This window comes from Pseudomonas sp. St386, from assembly GCF_018325865.1.
GTDB lineage: Bacteria > Pseudomonadota > Gammaproteobacteria > Pseudomonadales > Pseudomonadaceae > Aquipseudomonas > Aquipseudomonas brassicacearum.
This window is the reverse complement of the sequence record NZ_AP021900.1, coordinates 4547518-4564240: the sequence shown is the minus strand read 5'-3', so window position 1 is coordinate 4564240 and position 16723 is coordinate 4547518. Positions and strand designations below refer to the sequence as shown.

16 protein-coding genes and 1 tRNA gene are annotated in these 16723 nt (G+C 59.4%); 13 read left to right on the top strand and 4 right to left on the bottom strand.

What is annotated here, in order from left to right:
* The first annotated feature begins 110 nt into the window (after positions 1 to 110).
* Both KI235_RS20030 and KI235_RS20025 read left to right on the top strand, forming a co-directional pair.
* Positions 111 to 416 carry a hypothetical protein gene (locus tag KI235_RS20030; RefSeq protein WP_003203632.1) on the top strand — a complete coding sequence of 102 codons (306 nt, stop codon included), beginning with the start codon at positions 111 to 113 and terminating at the stop codon, positions 414 to 416.
* Positions 417 to 577: 161 nt separating this feature from the next.
* The gene (locus KI235_RS20025; protein WP_003203630.1) at positions 578 to 892 is read left to right on the top strand and encodes an I78 family peptidase inhibitor; all 315 of its coding nucleotides are present in this window, start codon (positions 578 to 580) and stop codon (positions 890 to 892) included.
* A 68-nt stretch (positions 893 to 960) separates the two neighbouring features.
* Here KI235_RS20025 and KI235_RS20020 read toward each other — a convergent pair whose 3' ends face one another.
* Both KI235_RS20020 and KI235_RS20015 read right to left on the bottom strand, forming a co-directional pair.
* The gene (locus tag KI235_RS20020) at positions 961 to 1173 is read right to left on the bottom strand and encodes a cold-shock protein (protein ID WP_003179963.1); all 213 of its coding nucleotides are present in this window, start codon (positions 1171 to 1173) and stop codon (positions 961 to 963) included.
* 289 nt (positions 1174 to 1462) lie between these two features.
* On the bottom strand, positions 1463 to 1765 hold the full coding sequence (locus KI235_RS20015) for a hypothetical protein (RefSeq protein WP_003203628.1): 303 nt from the start codon (positions 1763 to 1765) through the stop codon (positions 1463 to 1465).
* A gap of 370 nt (positions 1766 to 2135) precedes the next feature.
* Here KI235_RS20015 and thrS point away from each other — a divergent pair, with 370 nt between their 5' ends.
* The 9 genes from thrS to KI235_RS19970 all read left to right on the top strand — a co-directional run bounded on the left by thrS (position 2136) and on the right by KI235_RS19970 (position 9745).
* The gene (thrS, locus tag KI235_RS20010; protein ID WP_003203626.1) at positions 2136 to 4058 is read left to right on the top strand and encodes a threonine--tRNA ligase; all 1923 of its coding nucleotides are present in this window, start codon (positions 2136 to 2138) and stop codon (positions 4056 to 4058) included.
* Entirely contained in the window at positions 4058 to 4609 is a 552-nt protein-coding gene (infC, locus tag KI235_RS20005; protein WP_169432615.1) for a translation initiation factor IF-3, read from the top strand. The genes thrS and infC overlap by 1 nt, the downstream gene beginning before the upstream one ends.
* Positions 4610 to 4669: 60 nt before the next feature.
* Positions 4670 to 4864 (top strand): 50S ribosomal protein L35, encoded by a 195-nt coding sequence (rpmI, locus tag KI235_RS20000; RefSeq protein ID WP_002553160.1) that lies wholly within the window; start codon positions 4670 to 4672, stop codon positions 4862 to 4864.
* 30 nt (positions 4865 to 4894) lie between these two features.
* Positions 4895 to 5251, top strand: coding sequence for a 50S ribosomal protein L20 (gene rplT / locus KI235_RS19995; protein WP_002553161.1), 357 nt, complete (start codon positions 4895 to 4897; stop codon positions 5249 to 5251).
* 109 nt (positions 5252 to 5360) lie between these two features.
* Positions 5361 to 6377 carry a phenylalanine--tRNA ligase subunit alpha gene (gene pheS / locus KI235_RS19990; protein ID WP_003203624.1) on the top strand — a complete coding sequence of 339 codons (1017 nt, stop codon included), beginning with the start codon at positions 5361 to 5363 and terminating at the stop codon, positions 6375 to 6377.
* Between the two features lie 179 nt (positions 6378 to 6556).
* Positions 6557 to 8935 carry a phenylalanine--tRNA ligase subunit beta gene (gene pheT, locus KI235_RS19985; RefSeq protein ID WP_212795264.1) on the top strand — a complete coding sequence of 793 codons (2379 nt, stop codon included), beginning with the start codon at positions 6557 to 6559 and terminating at the stop codon, positions 8933 to 8935.
* A gap of 3 nt (positions 8936 to 8938) precedes the next feature.
* Positions 8939 to 9241 (top strand): integration host factor subunit alpha, encoded by a 303-nt coding sequence (gene ihfA, locus KI235_RS19980; protein WP_002553164.1) that lies wholly within the window; start codon positions 8939 to 8941, stop codon positions 9239 to 9241.
* Complete coding sequence (locus KI235_RS19975; protein ID WP_003179985.1) at positions 9222 to 9578, top strand: MerR family transcriptional regulator; 357 nt, start codon at positions 9222 to 9224, stop codon at positions 9576 to 9578. The genes ihfA and KI235_RS19975 overlap by 20 nt, the downstream gene beginning before the upstream one ends.
* A 90-nt stretch (positions 9579 to 9668) precedes the next feature.
* Positions 9669 to 9745: transfer RNA gene (locus KI235_RS19970), tRNA-Pro, on the top strand.
* 307 nt (positions 9746 to 10052) lie between these two features.
* Here the strand turns inward: KI235_RS19970 and KI235_RS19965 are convergent.
* Positions 10053 to 10745 carry a response regulator gene (locus KI235_RS19965; protein WP_013693775.1) on the bottom strand — a complete coding sequence of 231 codons (693 nt, stop codon included), beginning with the start codon at positions 10743 to 10745 and terminating at the stop codon, positions 10053 to 10055.
* Positions 10720 to 14115: an ATP-binding protein gene (locus KI235_RS19960; RefSeq protein WP_212795263.1), complete on the bottom strand. Its 3396-nt coding sequence runs from the start codon at positions 14113 to 14115 to the stop codon at positions 10720 to 10722. The genes KI235_RS19965 and KI235_RS19960 overlap by 26 nt, the downstream gene beginning before the upstream one ends.
* Positions 14116 to 14435: 320 nt before the next feature.
* Between KI235_RS19960 and urtA the strand changes: the two genes are divergently transcribed.
* Positions 14436 to 15680, top strand: a complete 1245-nt coding sequence (urtA, locus tag KI235_RS19955) for an urea ABC transporter substrate-binding protein (protein WP_003203587.1) — start codon at positions 14436 to 14438, stop codon at positions 15678 to 15680.
* A 115-nt stretch (positions 15681 to 15795) separates the two neighbouring features.
* On the top strand, positions 15796 to 16713 hold the full coding sequence (gene urtB, locus KI235_RS19950; RefSeq protein ID WP_003203586.1) for an urea ABC transporter permease subunit UrtB: 918 nt from the start codon (positions 15796 to 15798) through the stop codon (positions 16711 to 16713).
* The last annotated feature ends 10 nt before the right edge of the window (positions 16714 to 16723 follow it).

The window sequence follows — 16723 nt, the reverse complement described above, 5'->3', positions numbered from 1 at the left end:
GAGGGCTGTAAGTGGAGTTAAGCATTTTTGCCCCCGGTTTGGCACTGCGACTTAGGCATTGGAGGAGGGCTGTGCGACACTCTTTTTTTTGTTTTTAAAGGAGCCCCGCCGTGCAGATCGATTTGAACGCTCCGGATGGCCTGACCCTCGAGGCGGTTCGCCAATTACTGGCTTCGGCCAGTGATGACGAGCATACCCAGCTGCGCGTGACCAAGGGCGGTATCGCCTATTTGTCCTCGGGTGTGGTCGGTGGCGCTGACATCGATGGTTTGCTGTTTCGGCTCGAGACCTGGGCGAAGGGCTCGGGATATGTCGGGCGGGTCGCTGCCAGCGACGAGGTCTGGGTCATGCAGATCTACAATGCGCTGAAGGATAACTGGCCCAATCCTCCGTTCGATTACATCGACGTTTATTGAGCGGCGTTCATATCCAGTCACGATTCATGTCTGAACAGCGGTAGCGGCTCAGGCAAACTGCTGGTTTTCCGGATGAGCCAGACCGAGGGCTGTGGTGTTGAAACCAAGCGCCGTTTGGGTTGTCGCACGCTCTCTGTTTATTTATCGAAAAAGGAGGCTTCATGCCTTGGAAGCTCGCGTCATTGAGTACTCTGTTGGCCGCTGTGGTCTTGAGCGGTTGCAGCAGCACCTCGGAATCGACCCCCGAACCCGTGGCGACCGAGACCGGTCACAGCCGCTGCGAAGCAAAGGGCGCCGAGTTCGCCATTGGCAAGCAGGCCTCGCCACAATTGCTGGAGCAGGCTCGTACCCGTGCCGGCGCGCAGATTGCCCGGATCCTCAAGCCCAACGACATGGTGACGCTTGAGTACCGCTCCGATCGCCTGAACCTCAATACCGATGCCAACCTGGTAGTCAACCGGGTGAACTGCGGCTGACAGGCGGTTTTCAATCGCCCACAAAAAACCCCGTCACATGGACGGGGTTTTTTTAGTGCGCCGAGAAATTACTCTGGGCGAACCTGTGCAGCTTGCATACCCTTTTGGCCTTTCTCAGCCACGAAGGAAACGGTCTGGCCTTCTTTCAGGCTTTTGAAACCGTCGCTTTCGATAGCTTTGAAGTGTACGAACAGGTCGTCACCGCCACCTTGAGGAGTGATGAAGCCGAAGCCTTTTTCATCGTTGAACCATTTAACGGTGCCGGTTTGGCGATTAGACATGGTGTATCTCCAAGAAACATATATTTTCAGTGTACTGTGCTGCTCAGGCCAACTGGGCACACCCGGGTATCATAGTCGAAATGTTCGATTTGGGACCCCCCCAGACGCGCTGTTTGCCAATCAGTCGTGTTTACTTTACTGCCTTTACCCGCTGAAAGGCCCGGTTTTAAAGGCTTTCAGCCGAAAGTAAAGACGATAAAAAAAGCTGTAAAACCTGAATAAATCGTTCAAAAAAGCCTGAAATCAGAGCTTTTCAACCCTGCCGGGCCTGTTCAGGAACCCTGCTTTCTCACTTTTTCGCCTTGTTGTCGGCCTTGCATTTTGCGATCTCCCCCAGTGCCTTTTGCTGCAGCTGTGGGGTGGCCTTGTTGTCCATCAAGGCCTGGATGTCCGCGGCTGGATAGGACTTGATCGCATCGGCGCCACAGGCGCAATGAGCCTTGGCAGCGGCCGGGCCGATCTGGGGCGTTGCCGCCTCGGTGCATTGGGCCATGTATTTTTCGCGCTCGCCTTTGGGCCAGTCGGCATGGGCGGTCAGTGGAAGCAGCAGGGCGAGGGGGGCGACTACTGCAAACAATGTATTGAGACGCATGCGAAGATGCTCCTTTCGGGTCGATGTCTTGATATCTGAGGCGTTGCGCTCGGTTCAGTTCAGCACTCTGGCATAAAAACCCTGGATTTACGCCTGCTTCAATTCCAGCGCGGCGATGACCGTTCATCTGTGCTAGCATGCCGGGCTCGGGTATTTCCAGGCTGTGGATGACAACTCGTCCCGGCGGCAAATGTTCGAAATAACCCTGATTTGAATCCCAGTCACTCTGGTTCGGTTTTCCGGTTGGCCGCAAGGCTCCTGCCGCTGTAAGGCAGGCGTTCGTCATTGAATGGCCTGGACTGGATCTTGTACTGGCTCATCCCAACCCACGTGACCTTTGGTAGGGGTCACCACTAGGAGAGGAGGCGCCATGCCAACTATTACTCTTCCCGACGGCAGTCAACGTTCATTCGATCACCCGGTTTCCGTAGCCGAGGTCGCCGCATCCATCGGTGCGGGCCTGGCCAAGGCCACCCTGGCCGGCAAGGTCAACGGCAAGCTGGTCGACGCCAGTGACGTCATCGACAGCGACGCCACGCTGCAAATCATCACGCCAAAGGATGAAGAGGGGCTGGAGATCATTCGCCACTCTTGCGCGCACCTGGTCGGCCATGCGGTCAAGCAGCTGTACCCAAGCGCGAAGATGGTCATCGGGCCAGTCATCGACGAAGGCTTCTATTACGACATCGCCTTCGAGCGTCCTTTCACGCCGGAAGACATGGCGGCCATCGAACAGCGCATGCAGCAGCTGATCGAGAAAGATTACGACGTCATCAAGAAAGTCACCCCGCGCGCCGAAGTCATCGAAGTCTTCAAGGCCCGTGGCGAGGACTACAAGCTGCGTCTGGTGGAAGACATGCCGGACGAGCAGGCCATGGGCCTGTACTACCACGAAGAATACGTCGACATGTGCCGTGGCCCGCACGTGCCGAACACGCGTTTCCTGAAGTCCTTCAAGCTGACCAAGCTGTCCGGCGCCTACTGGCGTGGCGATGCGAAGAACGAGCAGTTGCAGCGCGTCTATGGCACTGCCTGGGCGGACAAGAAACAACTGGCGGCCTACATCCAGCGCATCGAAGAAGCCGAGAAGCGCGATCACCGCAAGATCGGCAAGCGCCTGGGCCTGTTCCATACCCAGGAAGAGTCCCCGGGCATGGTGTTCTGGCACCCGAACGGCTGGACCCTGTATCAGGTGCTCGAGCAGTACATGCGCCAGGTCCAGCGTGAGAACGGCTATCTGGAAATCAAGACGCCGCAAGTGGTGGACCGCAGCCTGTGGGAGAAATCCGGGCACTGGGCCAACTACGCCGACAACATGTTCACCACCCAGTCGGAAAACCGCGACTACGCCATCAAGCCGATGAACTGCCCATGCCACGTGCAGGTGTTCAACCAGGGCTTGAAGAGCTACCGCGAGCTGCCGATGCGCCTGGCCGAGTTCGGTGCCTGCCACCGCAACGAGCCGTCGGGTGCGCTGCACGGCATCATGCGCGTGCGTGCATTCACCCAGGACGATGCACACATCTTCTGCACCGAAGAGCAGATGCAGGCCGAATCCGCCGCCTTCATCAAGCTGACCATGGACGTCTATCGGGACTTCGGCTTCACCGAAGTCGAGATGAAGCTGTCCACTCGTCCGGAAAAACGCGTTGGCTCCGACGAGCTGTGGGATCGCGCCGAAGCGGCCCTGGCCGCCGCCCTTGATAGCGCGGGCCTTGCGTACGACCTGCAGCCGGGCGAGGGGGCCTTCTACGGTCCGAAAATCGAATTCTCGCTGAAAGATTGCCTCGGTCGTGTGTGGCAGTGTGGTACCTTGCAGCTCGATTTCAACCTGCCGATCCGTCTGGGCGCTGAATATGTGTCCGAAGACAACAGCCGCAAGCACCCGGTCATGCTTCACCGCGCGATCCTCGGTTCGTTCGAGCGTTTCGTCGGGATTCTGATCGAACACTACGAGGGTGCGTTCCCTGCGTGGCTGGCGCCGACCCAGGCAGTGATCATGAATATCACTGATAAACAGGCAGATTTTGCCGCCGAAGTCGAAAAAACTCTCAATCAAAGCGGATTTCGTGCCAAGTCCGACTTGAGAAATGAAAAGATCGGCTTTAAAATCCGCGAGCATACTTTGCTCAAGGTTCCCTTTCTCTTGGTTATTGGAGATCGGGAGGTCGAGATGCAGACTGTCGCTGTGCGTACTCGTGAAGGTGCTGACCTGGGCTCGATGCCCGTCGCCGAATTCGCTGAGTTTCTCGCGCAAGCGGTTTCCCGGCGTGGTCGCCCAGATTTGGAGTAATTATTATTAAGCGTGAAATGAGACAAGATAAACGAGCTGCACCGAAAGCCCCGATCAACGAGAATATCTCGGCACGCGAGGTTCGGTTAATTGGCGCTGACGGCGAGCAGATTGGCATCGTCTCGATTGATGAAGCGCTTCGTATTGCTGAAGAAGCCAAGCTTGATCTGGTAGAAATTTCCGCAGACGCAGTCCCACCGGTTTGCCGGGTGATGGACTACGGCAAGTCGATCTTCGAAAAGAAGAAGCAGATTGCCGCGGCGAAGAAAAACCAGAAGCAGATTCAGGTAAAAGAAATCAAGTTTCGTCCAGGGACGGAGGAAGGGGATTACCAGGTAAAACTGCGCAACCTGGTACGTTTCCTGAGTGATGGGGACAGGGCCAAGGTATCCTTGCGATTCCGCGGCCGTGAGATGGCCCACCAGGAGCTGGGGATGGAACTCCTCAAGCGGGTTGAACAAGACCTGCTCGAGTACGGTTCGGTCGAACAGCATCCTAAGATGGAAGGACGCCAGCTGATCATGGTCATCGCCCCGAAAAAGAAGAAGTAATCACCAGGGCACGGCAGGCCTTGCGATTATGTTTATCAACTGAATGCGGAGTATCCGAACATGCCAAAGATGAAGACTAAAAGTGGTGCTGCTAAGCGGTTTCTGAAAACTGCTAACGGTATCAAGCACAAGCACGCTTTCAAGAGCCACATCCTGACCAAAATGTCGACCAAGCGTAAGCGTCAACTGCGCGGTAGCAGCTTGCTGCATCCGTCTGACGTGGCAAAAGTCGAGCGCATGCTGCGCCTTCGTTAATTTTTGGATCAAGAATAGAGGAAGTAACTCATGGCTCGTGTAAAGCGTGGCGTCATTGCCCGTAAGCGTCACAAAAAAATTCTGAAACTTGCTAAAGGCTACTACGGCGCGCGTTCCCGCGTATTCCGTGTTGCCAAGCAAGCGGTAATCAAGGCAGGCCAATACGCCTACCGTGACCGTCGTCAGAAAAAACGTCAGTTCCGCGCTCTGTGGATCGCTCGTATCAATGCTGGTGCTCGTGTTAACGGTCTGTCCTACAGCCGTTTCATCGCTGGCCTGAAAAAAGCGTCCATCGAGATCGACCGTAAGGTTCTGGCTGATCTGGCAGTGAACGAAAAAGCGGCGTTTGCTGCGATTGTCGAGAAAGCTAAAGCCACCTTGGCTTAAGTACCCCCGGCAGTCACCGGGGCCTACATCTGTAGGCCCAGGTGTCAAACGTCATAAATAGGGGAAGAGCCTTAAAGCTCTTCCCCTATTTCGTATCTGGAGTCTGTACATGGAAAACCTGGACGCGCTGGTCGCTCAAGCACTAGAGGCTGTGCAAAGCGCTGAAGATATCAATGCCCTGGAGCAAATCCGGGTTCACTACCTTGGCAAGAAGGGCGAGTTGACTCAGGTGATGAAGACCCTGGGGAACCTGCCAGCCGAAGAGCGCCCGCAGGTCGGTGCGCTGATCAACGTTGCCAAGGAGCGTGTCACAGAGGTCCTCAATGCGCGCAAGGCGTTGTTCGAGGAGGCGGATCTGGCTGCCAAGCTCGCCGCCGAGTCTATCGACGTGACCCTGCCTGGCCGTGGCCAGACTTCCGGTGGCCTGCATCCGGTGACCCGGACCCTGGAACGCATCGAGCAGTTCTTCACCCACATCGGCTACGGCATTGCCGAAGGCCCTGAGGTCGAAGACGACTACCACAACTTCGAAGCGCTCAACATCCCAGGCCATCACCCGGCCCGGTCGATGCACGACACCTTCTATTTCAACGCGAACATGCTGTTGCGCACCCATACCTCGCCGGTACAGGTCCGCACCATGGAATCGCAACAGCCGCCGATCCGCATCGTCTGCCCAGGCCGTGTGTACCGCAGCGACTCCGATATCACCCACTCGCCGATGTTCCACCAGGTCGAAGGCCTGCTGGTTGATCGCGACATCAATTTCGCCGACCTGAAAGGAACGATCGAAGAGTTCCTGCGGGTGTTCTTCGAAAAAGAACTGGCCGTGCGTTTCCGCCCTTCGTACTTCCCGTTCACCGAACCATCGGCTGAAGTCGACATGGAGTGCGTGATGTGCAGCGGTAAAGGCTGCCGCGTCTGCAAACAGACTGGCTGGCTGGAAGTCATGGGCTGCGGCATGGTTCACCCGAACGTGCTGCGTATGTCCGGGATCGATCCGGAAGAGTTCTCGGGCTTTGCCTTCGGCATGGGCGTCGAGCGCCTGGCCATGCTGCGTTACGGTGTGAATGACTTGCGCCTGTTCTTCGACAACGACTTGCGATTCCTTGCGCAATTTCGCTAGGGCTTGTACGAAAAGTCGCCGAGCGGCGATCAGGCAAGGCGAAAACAGGCGAGGAAGCGGAGTCTACTGGTTGTAAATGAGCATTCCGAGCCTGTTTTCAACGCAGCATGATCGTCGCGCAGGCACTTTACGTACAAGGCCTAGGTCGCAGTCCGTAACGAATCTATTAGGGGAGCAGGATGAAATTCAGTGAACAATGGCTGCGCGGCTGGGTAAGCCCGCAGGTAAGTCGGGACGAGCTGGTTGCTCGCCTGTCGATGGCCGGCCTTGAGGTCGATAGCGTCACGCCGGCCGCCGGTGATTTCAGCGGTGTGGTAGTGGGCGAGGTGCTGGGCACCGAGCAGCACCCAGACGCTGACAAACTGCGGGTTTGCCAGGTCAGCAATGGCGCGGAAACCTTCCAGGTCGTCTGTGGCGCGCCCAACGTGCGCCCGGGCCTGAAGATCCCGTTCGCCATGATCGGTGCCGAACTGCCGGGCGACTTCAAGATCAAGAAAGCCAAGCTGCGCGGCGTCGAGTCCAACGGCATGTTGTGCTCCCAGGCCGAGCTGCAGATTGGCGAAGGCAACGATGGCCTGATGGAACTCCCGGCGGATGCGCCGGTTGGCCAGGACATCCGTGAATACCTGGGCCTGGACGATGCAAGCATCGAGGTCGACCTGACACCGAACCGTGGCGATTGCCTGTCCCTGGCCGGCCTGGCCCGTGAAGTCGGCGCGTTGTATGCCGCTCCAGTGACGCGTCCCGTGGTTGCGAGCGTGCCGGCCGTGCACGACGAAGTGCGTTCGATTGAAGTCCTGGCGCCGGCCGCGTGCCCGCGTTACCTGGGTCGTGTGATCCGTAACGTCGACCTGTCCAAGCCGACGCCGCTGTGGATGGTCGAGCGCCTGCGTCGCGCCGACGTGCGCAGCATCGACGCCGCTGTCGACATCACCAACTATGTGATGCTGGAGCTGGGTCAGCCGCTGCATGCGTTCGATCTCGCCGAAATCAACGGTGGCATCCGCGTACGCATGGCCGAAGAGGGTGAGAAGCTGGTGCTGCTCGACGGCCAGGAAGTGACCCTGCGCAGCGACACCCTGGTGATTGCCGACCACTCCCGTGCCCTGGCAATTGCTGGCGTAATGGGCGGCGAGCACAGCGGTGTCTCCACGACGACCCGCGATGTATTCCTGGAAAGTGCGTTCTTCGACCAGATCGCCGTCGCTGGCAAGGCCCGCTCCTATGGCCTGCACACCGACGCCTCGCACCGCTACGAGCGTGGCGTGGACTGGCAACTGGCCCGTGAAGCCATGGAGCGCGCCACAGGCCTGCTGCTGGATATCACGGGTGGTGAAGCCGGCCCGATCATCGAGACGGTCAGCGAACAGCACCTGCCCAAGATTGCCCCGGTCACCCTGCGTGCCCAGCGCATCACCCAGATGCTGGGCATGGAAATGGACCCGGCCGAAGTCGAACGACTGCTCAGCGCCTTGGGCCTGAACATCAGCGCCGATGGGGCAGGGCAGTGGCGCGTCGAAGTGCCAAGCCATCGCTTCGATATCAGCCTGGAAGTCGACCTGATCGAAGAACTGGCCCGCTTGTACGGCTACAATCGCCTGCCGGTTCGCTACCCGCAAGCACGCCTGGCCCCACAGGCCAAAGCTGAAGCCCGCAGCGACCTGCCGGAACTGCGCCGCCTGCTGGTGGCCCGTGGGTATCAGGAAGCGATCACCTACAGCTTCATCGATCCTCGTCAGTTCGAGCTGTTCAATCCGGGTGTCGAGCCGCTGTTGCTGGCCAATCCGATTTCCAACGACATGGCCGCCATGCGCTCGTCCCTGTGGCCAGGCCTGGTCAAGTCGCTCCAGCACAACCTGAACCGCCAGCAGGATCGCGTGCGGCTGTTCGAAAGCGGCCTGCGTTTTGTCGGTCAGCTGGAAGGCTTGAAGCAAGAGCCGATGCTGGCCGGTGTCGTCTGTGGTAGCCGCTTGCCGGAAGGCTGGGCGCAAGGTCGCGATGTCGTCGACTTCTTCGACGTCAAGGCTGACGTCGAAGCGGTGCTGGGCTTCGCCGGTGCGCTCGACGCGTTCACTTTCGTCCCGGGCAAGCACCCGGCGCTGCACCCGGGGCAGACCGCGCGCATCGAACGAGACGGGCGTGAAGTCGGCTATGTCGGTGCCATTCACCCGGAATTGTCGAAAACCCTGGGCCTTGATCGTCCGGTCTTCGTTTTCGAGCTGGTCCTGGCCGAAGTGGCGCTGGGGAAAATGCCGAAATTCCAGGAGTTATCGCGCTTTCCTGAAGTGCGTCGTGACCTTGCGTTGCTGGCCGACCGTGACGTTGCTTCCAGCGCTGTGGTGGACGTAATCCGTGAAAATGCAGGCGAATGGCTCACGGACCTCAGGCTATTTGACGTGTATCAGGGTAAAGGCATTGATCCGCATAGAAAAAGCCTTGCAGTCGGCTTGACCTGGCAGCATCCATCGCGCACTCTTAATGACGATGAGGTGAATACCGCAACGCAGAATATCCTCACCTCGCTCGAAACCAGGTTGAACGCCACGTTAAGGAAGTGACGTATGGGGGCTCTGACGAAAGCTGAGATGGCGGAACGTCTGTATGAGGAGCTGGGCCTGAATAAACGGGAGGCCAAAGAATTGGTCGAACTGTTTTTCGAAGAAATCAGGCACGCTCTGGAAGACAACGAACAGGTCAAATTGTCCGGTTTTGGCAATTTTGACCTGCGGGACAAACGCCAGCGGCCTGGCCGCAATCCGAAAACGGGAGAAGAAATCCCGATCACGGCTCGCCGTGTGGTCACCTTTCGTCCAGGGCAGAAGTTGAAGGCCCGAGTTGAGGCTTATGCTGGAACCAAGTCATAACGACGAACTACCCGTCATCCCGGGCAAACGCTACTTCACCATTGGTGAAGTCAGCGAGCTGTGTGCGGTAAAACCGCACGTGCTGCGCTATTGGGAGCAGGAGTTTCCTCAACTCAACCCGGTCAAGCGCCGCGGAAACCGTCGGTATTATCAGCGCCAAGACGTGCTGATGATCCGGCAGATCCGCGCGCTGCTCTATGACCAGGGGTTCACCATCGGCGGAGCGCGTCTGCGCCTCTCCGGTGATGAGGCCAAAGACGATACAACCCAGTACAAACAGATGATCCGCCAGATGATCGCCGAGCTTGAAGATGTTCTGGTGGTGCTCAAGAAATAAATTTCTGCTTTTAAATACTTCCAGTTTTCAAAAGCTTGCGATATATTCCTGAGCGTTCCGTTGAGAAGCGGAACAAGATTCACGCCTAGTCGGGGCGTAGCGCAGTCCGGTAGCGCACTAGCATGGGGTGCTAGGGGTCGAGTGTTCGAATCACTCCGTCCCGACCATATTCTTCAATGACTTAGCCCAATCTGAAAAGGTTGGGCTTTTTCATGTCTGAAAAATTACTACCACAATTACTCCCTCGGATATTCTGGATCGCGAAATGTTATGCCGCGATGGTCTCGTTAGCTTGTGCGGTGTGGTGTTTGCCGGTGCCCGCGCAATCCGGGTAATGTCAGCCACGTCGCCAATGCCTGGGTGGCTGGGCTGAAAATCCAAAGCCGTTTCCAACGTTCCTGCTTCATCCACCAGGTTCTGTCATGGACGAAACGGCCCTAGTGCTCATCCAACAATACATCTGTTTATCGCGGCTTACCTTGAAGCACTGTTGCGAGAATCGGTCATGGCCGACAACGCCACGGAGGTCGCTGCTGTGCGCGTCTCTACACCTAACTTCACATACACATGTTCCAGATGTTTGTTCACGGTGCGTGGGCTCAGATCGAGAATGGTGCCAATGTCGCGGTTGGTCTTGCCGCAGGCCACCCAGCGCAGAACCTCGACTTCCCGACCAGTGAGCTGAAAGCGTGCCGACAGCACCCTGTGCGCCGGCTCGTCGTCCAGGCTCGGCGCGGCTGGCTGTGACGCCGCTCGGGCCGACAGCAGGATGCGCGAGGTGCGCAGGTGCGCGGCGACCCTGGCCAGCACTTCGTCGGTCTGGATCGGCTTGGTCACGTAGTCGCTGCCACCCACTTCAAAGCCCTGGACCACATGCCTGCTTTCCGTCAGCGCGGTCATGAACAGCACCGGAATATCGGCGTTGGCCGGGTGCTCCTTGATCCGCCGGCAGGTCTCGAAGCCGTCCAGGCCCGGCATCATCGCATCCAGCAGGATCAGGTCCGGACGCCGACGTTCGATGCGGTTCAGGGCGCTGAGCCCGTCGAGGGCCACCAGCACCATGTAGCCGGCATCGTTGAGGGCGTCGGAGAGCATGGCGAGGTTGTCCGGGGTGTCGTCCACAATCAGCACGACACCGGGTTCAGCGACTGTGGTCAGTGCATTCATCTTCTGCCTCCTTGAGGGCGCGGTTGATTTCGTCCAGGCGAAAGTTTTTCAGCAGCTTGCGTAGCGAACTGATGAAAGGGGCGGTGGCTGGCGTCTCGGCCTGGATGGCGTCGAGTTTTTCGTGCAGACCGCGTACGTAGCCGATGGCGCTGAGTTCGCCGAGGGCGATGAGGTCAGGCTGTGAGGGCAATATCCCCGGTTCGGGGAATGTCGCAGGGGCTGGTTTTTCGCGGCGCAGCCAGTGCAGGTCGAGCTGCTTCTGGATCCGTTCGAGCAGCTCCGGGGTGTGTACCGGCTTGGCAAGGTAGTCGTTGCAGGCACTGGCCAGGCTGCGCTCGCGCTCGTCGTTAAAGGCATTGGCCGATATCACGATGATCGGTGCCGTGGACAACGCATTGCGGCGGATCAGCCGGCTGGTTTCCCAACCATCCATCGTCGGCATAGACAGGTCCATGAGGATCAGGTCCGGCCCCAGCAGGGCGACCTGGCGAATCGCTTCCTGGCCGTTGCTGGCCTGGACCACTTCAAAGCCCAGGGGCGTGAGCATGCCGCTGAGGACCTTGCGATGGTCCACATGGTCGTCCACTACCAGCACCAGACGCCGCGGCCCCTGGTAGCCGATGATGTCGTGTTCGACATGGATCACCGCCTGCGGCACCCGTACTTGCGAGAGAAACAGGCGCACCTGGAAACAGGTGCCCTTGTCCTGCTGACTCTTGACCTGCAACTCGCCGCCCATCAACGAGGTGAGCATGCGAGTAATGGTCAGGCCCAGGCCAACGCCCTTGTCCTGGCGCATCAGATCACCGCGTTCGAAAGGCTGGAAGATTCGCTCGATGTGCTCGGGGTCGATGCCGATACCCGTGTCGATGATGTCGAAGGTTGCCGTCTCGCGCATGTAACTGACCCGCAGGCAGACCTCGCCGCTGTCGGTGAAGTTGACCGCATTGCCCAACAGGTTGATGAGGATCTGCCGGACGCGCTTTTCGTCGCCTCGCACCACCGCCGGCATCTTGCCGATCAGCTCCAGGCGAAAGCGCAACCCTTTGTCCCGGGCTTGTGGGGTAAACATCAGCTCCAGATCGTGGATCAGTTCCGGGAAGGGGATTTCCGTCGCTTCCAGGCGCAGTTTGCCGGCCTCGATCTTGGCCACATCGAGCAGGCCGTCGATCAGCGACAGCAAGTGCGAGCCGCTGCGCAGGATGGTCGCCAGGGCATCCTGATGCTGCTCCGGCATGGCCGCGTCGCGCTGCAGGATCTGGGTAAAACCGAGGATGCTGTTCAGCGGCGTACGCAGTTCGTGGGACAGTCCGGTGACGTAGCGACTCTTGGCCGCGTTGGCCGCCTCGGAAGCCTCCTTGGCATCTTGCAGGGCCTGGTCGGTCAAGCGGTGGGCTTCGATTTCCTGCATCAGCAACTGGGTCTGGCGGTCCGATTCTTCCTGGGCCACGTGGCGGCTTTCCCGCGTCAGAACCACCCACCAGGCGAGAATGGCCGCCAGTACCGAGAGCGTCAGGAATGCCTTGAAAAATGCCTGGTACAGCGTCGCCTGGGCTTGCGGCGAGTGGGGCAGCCCCTGGGAGGCCTGGCCATAGATCAGCGCCAGAGCGCCGCTGAGCATCAGGATCAGTGCGAGCAGCAGGCCCAAGTAATGCACTAGCCGGGTGTGCAGGCGTGGCACCGTTGCATTGGGCAGCAACCAATGCAACAGCGCTTCGAACTGCGCCGACAGACGCCCGTGGGGTTTGCAGCGATCGCCGCAACGCGCGTCCAGCGAACAGCAAAGTGAGCAGATGGGCGTGCTGTAGGCCGGACAGAAAGCCATGTCGGCGGTTTCGAACGGGTTGCTGCACAGGCCGCAGGTGATCTGCGTGCTCGGTGCCACCGGTTGCAGCAGTAGCGGATCGCTGGTGCGGGCGATGTAATAGCGGCTGCGGGTGGCCCAGGCCAGCAGCGGGGTCATGACCAGCGAGGTGCCGAGGGCGACGAAGGGCGGGGCGGCCTGGGCCAGCGCACCAAATAGACCGAAGTGGGCGAGGACCGACAGCAGCGAGGCAATCAGCATGGAGCCGACGCCCACCGGGTTGATGTCGTAGAGGTGAGCGCGCTTGAACTCGATGTGTTTCGGTGACAACCCCAAGGGTTTGTTGATCACCAGGTCGGCGACCACCGAGCCGATCCAGGCGATGGCGATGTTGGCGTAGAGACCGAGCACCTGGTCGATGACGTCGAATACCCCCAGTTCCATCAGCATCAGGGCAATCGCCACATTGAACACCAGCCAAACTACGCGGCCGGGGTGACTGTGGGTGACCCGGGCGAAAAAGTTCGACCAGGCCAGGGAGCCGGCGTAGGCGTTGGTCAGGTTGATCTTCATCTGCGAGACGAAGACGAACAGCACCATGGCCGCCAGGGCCCATTCCGGCGAGGCGAACACATAACCGAAGGCCACCAGGTACATCTGGGTCGGTTCCGTAGCGCGCTCGATGGGGATCTCGTGTTGCAGGGCGAGAAGCGCCAGGAAGGCGCCAGCGAACATTTTCAGGGCGCCGGGCAGGATCCAGCCGGGGCCGGCGCAGAGTAGGGCGGCCCACCAGCGCTTGCGGTTGGCCGCGGTTTTTTCCGGCAGGAAGCGCAGGTAGTCGACCTGTTCGCCGATCTGCGTCACCAGGGACAGGGCCACGGTACAGGCCGCGCAAAACGCCAGCAGATTGAAATCGCCGCCGCCGGTATCACGGCCCTGAAAACTGGTCCAGTCGCTGAAGGCCTCGGGGTTTTTCAGCAGTACAAACAGGTAGGGCAGCACCAGCAGCGCCAGCCACAACGGTTGGGTCCAGAGTTGCAGGCGGCTGATCAGGGTCACCCCATAGGCCACCAGGGGGATCACCAGCACAGAGCAGATCACATAGGCAAAGGCCAATGGGATATGGAAGTACAGCTCCAAGGCCAGGGCCATGATCGCTGCTTCCAAGGCGAAGAACAGAAAGGTGAAGCTGGCGTAGATCAGCGAGGTGATGGTCGAGCCGATGTAGCCGAAGCCGGCACCGCGGGTCAACAGATCCATATCGACGCCGTAGCGGGCTGCGTAGTAGCTGACGGGCAGGCCGGTGAGGAAGATGATCAGGCTCACGGCGAGGATCGCCCAGAAGGTGTTGGTGAAGCCGTAGCTCAGGGCCAGCACCCCGCCAATCGCCTCCAGGGCCAGGAACGACACCGCACCCAGGGCGGTGTTGGCGATGCGCAGTTCCGACCACTTGCGAAAGGACTTTGGTGTGTAACGCAGGGCGTAGTCTTCCATGGTTTCGTCGGCGACCCAGCTGTTGTAGTCGCGACGGATCTTGGCGATGCGCTGGGTGCCAGGTGGAAGCACGGTGAAAGACTCCTGGGGTCAAGGCGCTCCGTGCCTGGCGGGTGTGCCCGTGGCGGATAGCCGAGCAATTTTCATGCCCTGCACCACGCCGTCTTGCCGCGCCAGCTGGTGCCTGCGCGCGCGTCCGCGCAGTGCCGGTCGGTCGGGACCTGGAGCAATAGCCTGCGCCGCCTTGGTGCATTTTTCCCTACGTCAAATGACGTATGCGCTTACGTCAGGCTGCGTATACCCGTCGTCGAGATGCCCCTCCATGCTGATACCACCACCGTTGCTGGCCGCCATAGGGCGTACCACCAGCGTCACCGCAGAGGAGTAGCAGCATGCAACCACCATTGATCCGGACTAAAGGCCTGTTGCCGCGCCGCTTGGCGCTAGGGGCGGCGGCCCTGTCGTTACTGGCTGCCAGTGTGTTCAGCCAGGGTGTATGGGCGGACGAGGCCAACAGCACCGGCCTGGCGGTGACCGCCACTGAAGTCACGGTCGGCCAGTTGCACTCGGCCACCGGCACCATGGCGATTTCCGAGACCGGTTCGATCCAGGCCGAACGCTTGGCCATCGAGCAGATCAACGCTTCAGGCGGCATCCTCGGTCGGCAGATCAAGGTGATCCAGGAAGACGGCGCCTCCGACTGGCCGACCTTCGCCGAGAAGGCCAAGAAGCTCCTGGTCAACGACAAGGTGGCCACGGTGTTCGGCTGCTGGACCTCGGCCTCGCGCAAGGCTGTGCTGCCGATCTTCGAGAAGGAAAACGGTCTGCTGTACTACCCGACTTTCTACGAGGGGCTGGAGCAGTCGAAGAACGTGATCTACACGGGCCAGGAAGCCACCCAGCAGATCCTCGCCAGCCTCGACTGGATCGCCAAGACCAAGGGCGCCAAGACCTTCTACCTGGTGGGGTCGGATTACATCTGGCCACGCACCTCGATGAAGATCGCCCGCAAGCACATTGAAAACGTGCTGCACGGTACCGTGGTCGGCGAAGACTACTACCCCTTGGGCAACACCCAGTTCGGTTCGCTGATCAACAAGGTCAAGCTGAAGAAACCCGACGTGGTGTTCGCCGCAGTGGTGGGTGGCTCCAACGTGGCTTTCTACAAACAACTCAATGCGGCGGGCGTCAATTCGGCCAAGCAGACCTTGCTCACGCTCTCGGTCACCGAAGATGAATTGCTGGGCATCGGCGGCGAGAACATGGCCGGTTTCTATGCCTCGATGAAGTACTTCCAGAGCCTGGACAACCCCAACAACAAGGCCTTCGTCGACGCCTTCAAGGCCAAGTACGGCAAGGATTCGGTGATCGGCGACGTGACTCAGGCCGCGTATCTGGGCCCATGGTTGTGGAAGGCTGCGGTGGAAAAAGCCGGCAGTTTCGATGTCGACAAAGTGGTTGCAGCCTCGCCGGGCATCGAGCTGAAAACCGCGCCTGAAGGCTACGTCAAAGTGCATGAAAACCATCACCTGTGGAGCAAGACCCGCATCGGTGAAGTACAGCCCGATGGTCAGTTCAAGGTGGTTTACGAGTCTGATCTGATCGAACCGAATCCTTTCCCTAAAGGCTACCAGTAAGGGCTGGCGTCATCCCTGGCAAGCCAGCTCCTACGGGCGTTGTGTAGGAGATGGCTGGCTGGTGATGGGGCCCCAACGGTTTCCACATCCTCCCTCCAAGCAGGAGTCCATCATCATGGAATGGCTATCGGAATTTGGTGCCATCGCGGCGATGCAGGGGTTCAACGGCTTGTCCGTGTTCTGCGTGCTGCTGTTGATGGCATTGGGGCTGGCGATCATTTTCGGCCAGATGGGGGTCATCAACATGGCCCACGGCGAGTTCCTCACGATCGGCGCCTACACCACCTATGTCTGTTCGAGCCTGACCAGCCATTTCACCCCGTGGTTTCAACCCTATTACTTTTTCATCGCCATCGCCCTGTCGTTTCTGGTGGCCGGGGCCATTGGCTGGCTGGTGGAGTGGGCGATGATCAGTCGGCTCTACAAACGTCCGCTGGACACGCTGCTGGCGACGTGGGGGCTGTCCCTGGTGATGCAACAGACCTTCCGTTCGGTGTTCGGCGCCCGTGAAGTCAGCGCCACGCCGCCGGAGTGGCTGATGGGCTCGTTCAACTTCACCGAGTCCATCGAGATTCCGCGCAACGGTTTGTTCATGATGGCCCTGACCCTGCTGCTCACCGGGGCCATTTTTCTCTTGCTCTACCGCTCGCGCTGGGGTCTGCAAGTACGGGCTACGGTACAGAACCGGTTGATGAGCCGTGCCGTGGGCATCAATACGCGCAAGGTCGATCGCATGACCTTTGCCCTCGGTTGCGGTGTCGCGGGGGTGGCCGGCGCGGCCTTTACCACCATTGGCTCAACCGGGCCCACCGCGGGCTCGCAGTACATAGTCGACACCTTCCTGGTGGTGGTCTTCGGCGGCGCACAAAGCCTGTTCGGCACTATTGCGTCGGCGTTCGTCATTGCCCAGACCCAATCGATCTCGGAGTTTTTCCTCAGTGGTTCGATGGCCAAGGTACTGACCCTGTCCGGGGTCATCCTGATCCTGATGTTGCGCCCTCAAGGGTTGTTCTCCATCAAAGTGCGCAAGTAGAGGCGAGCCA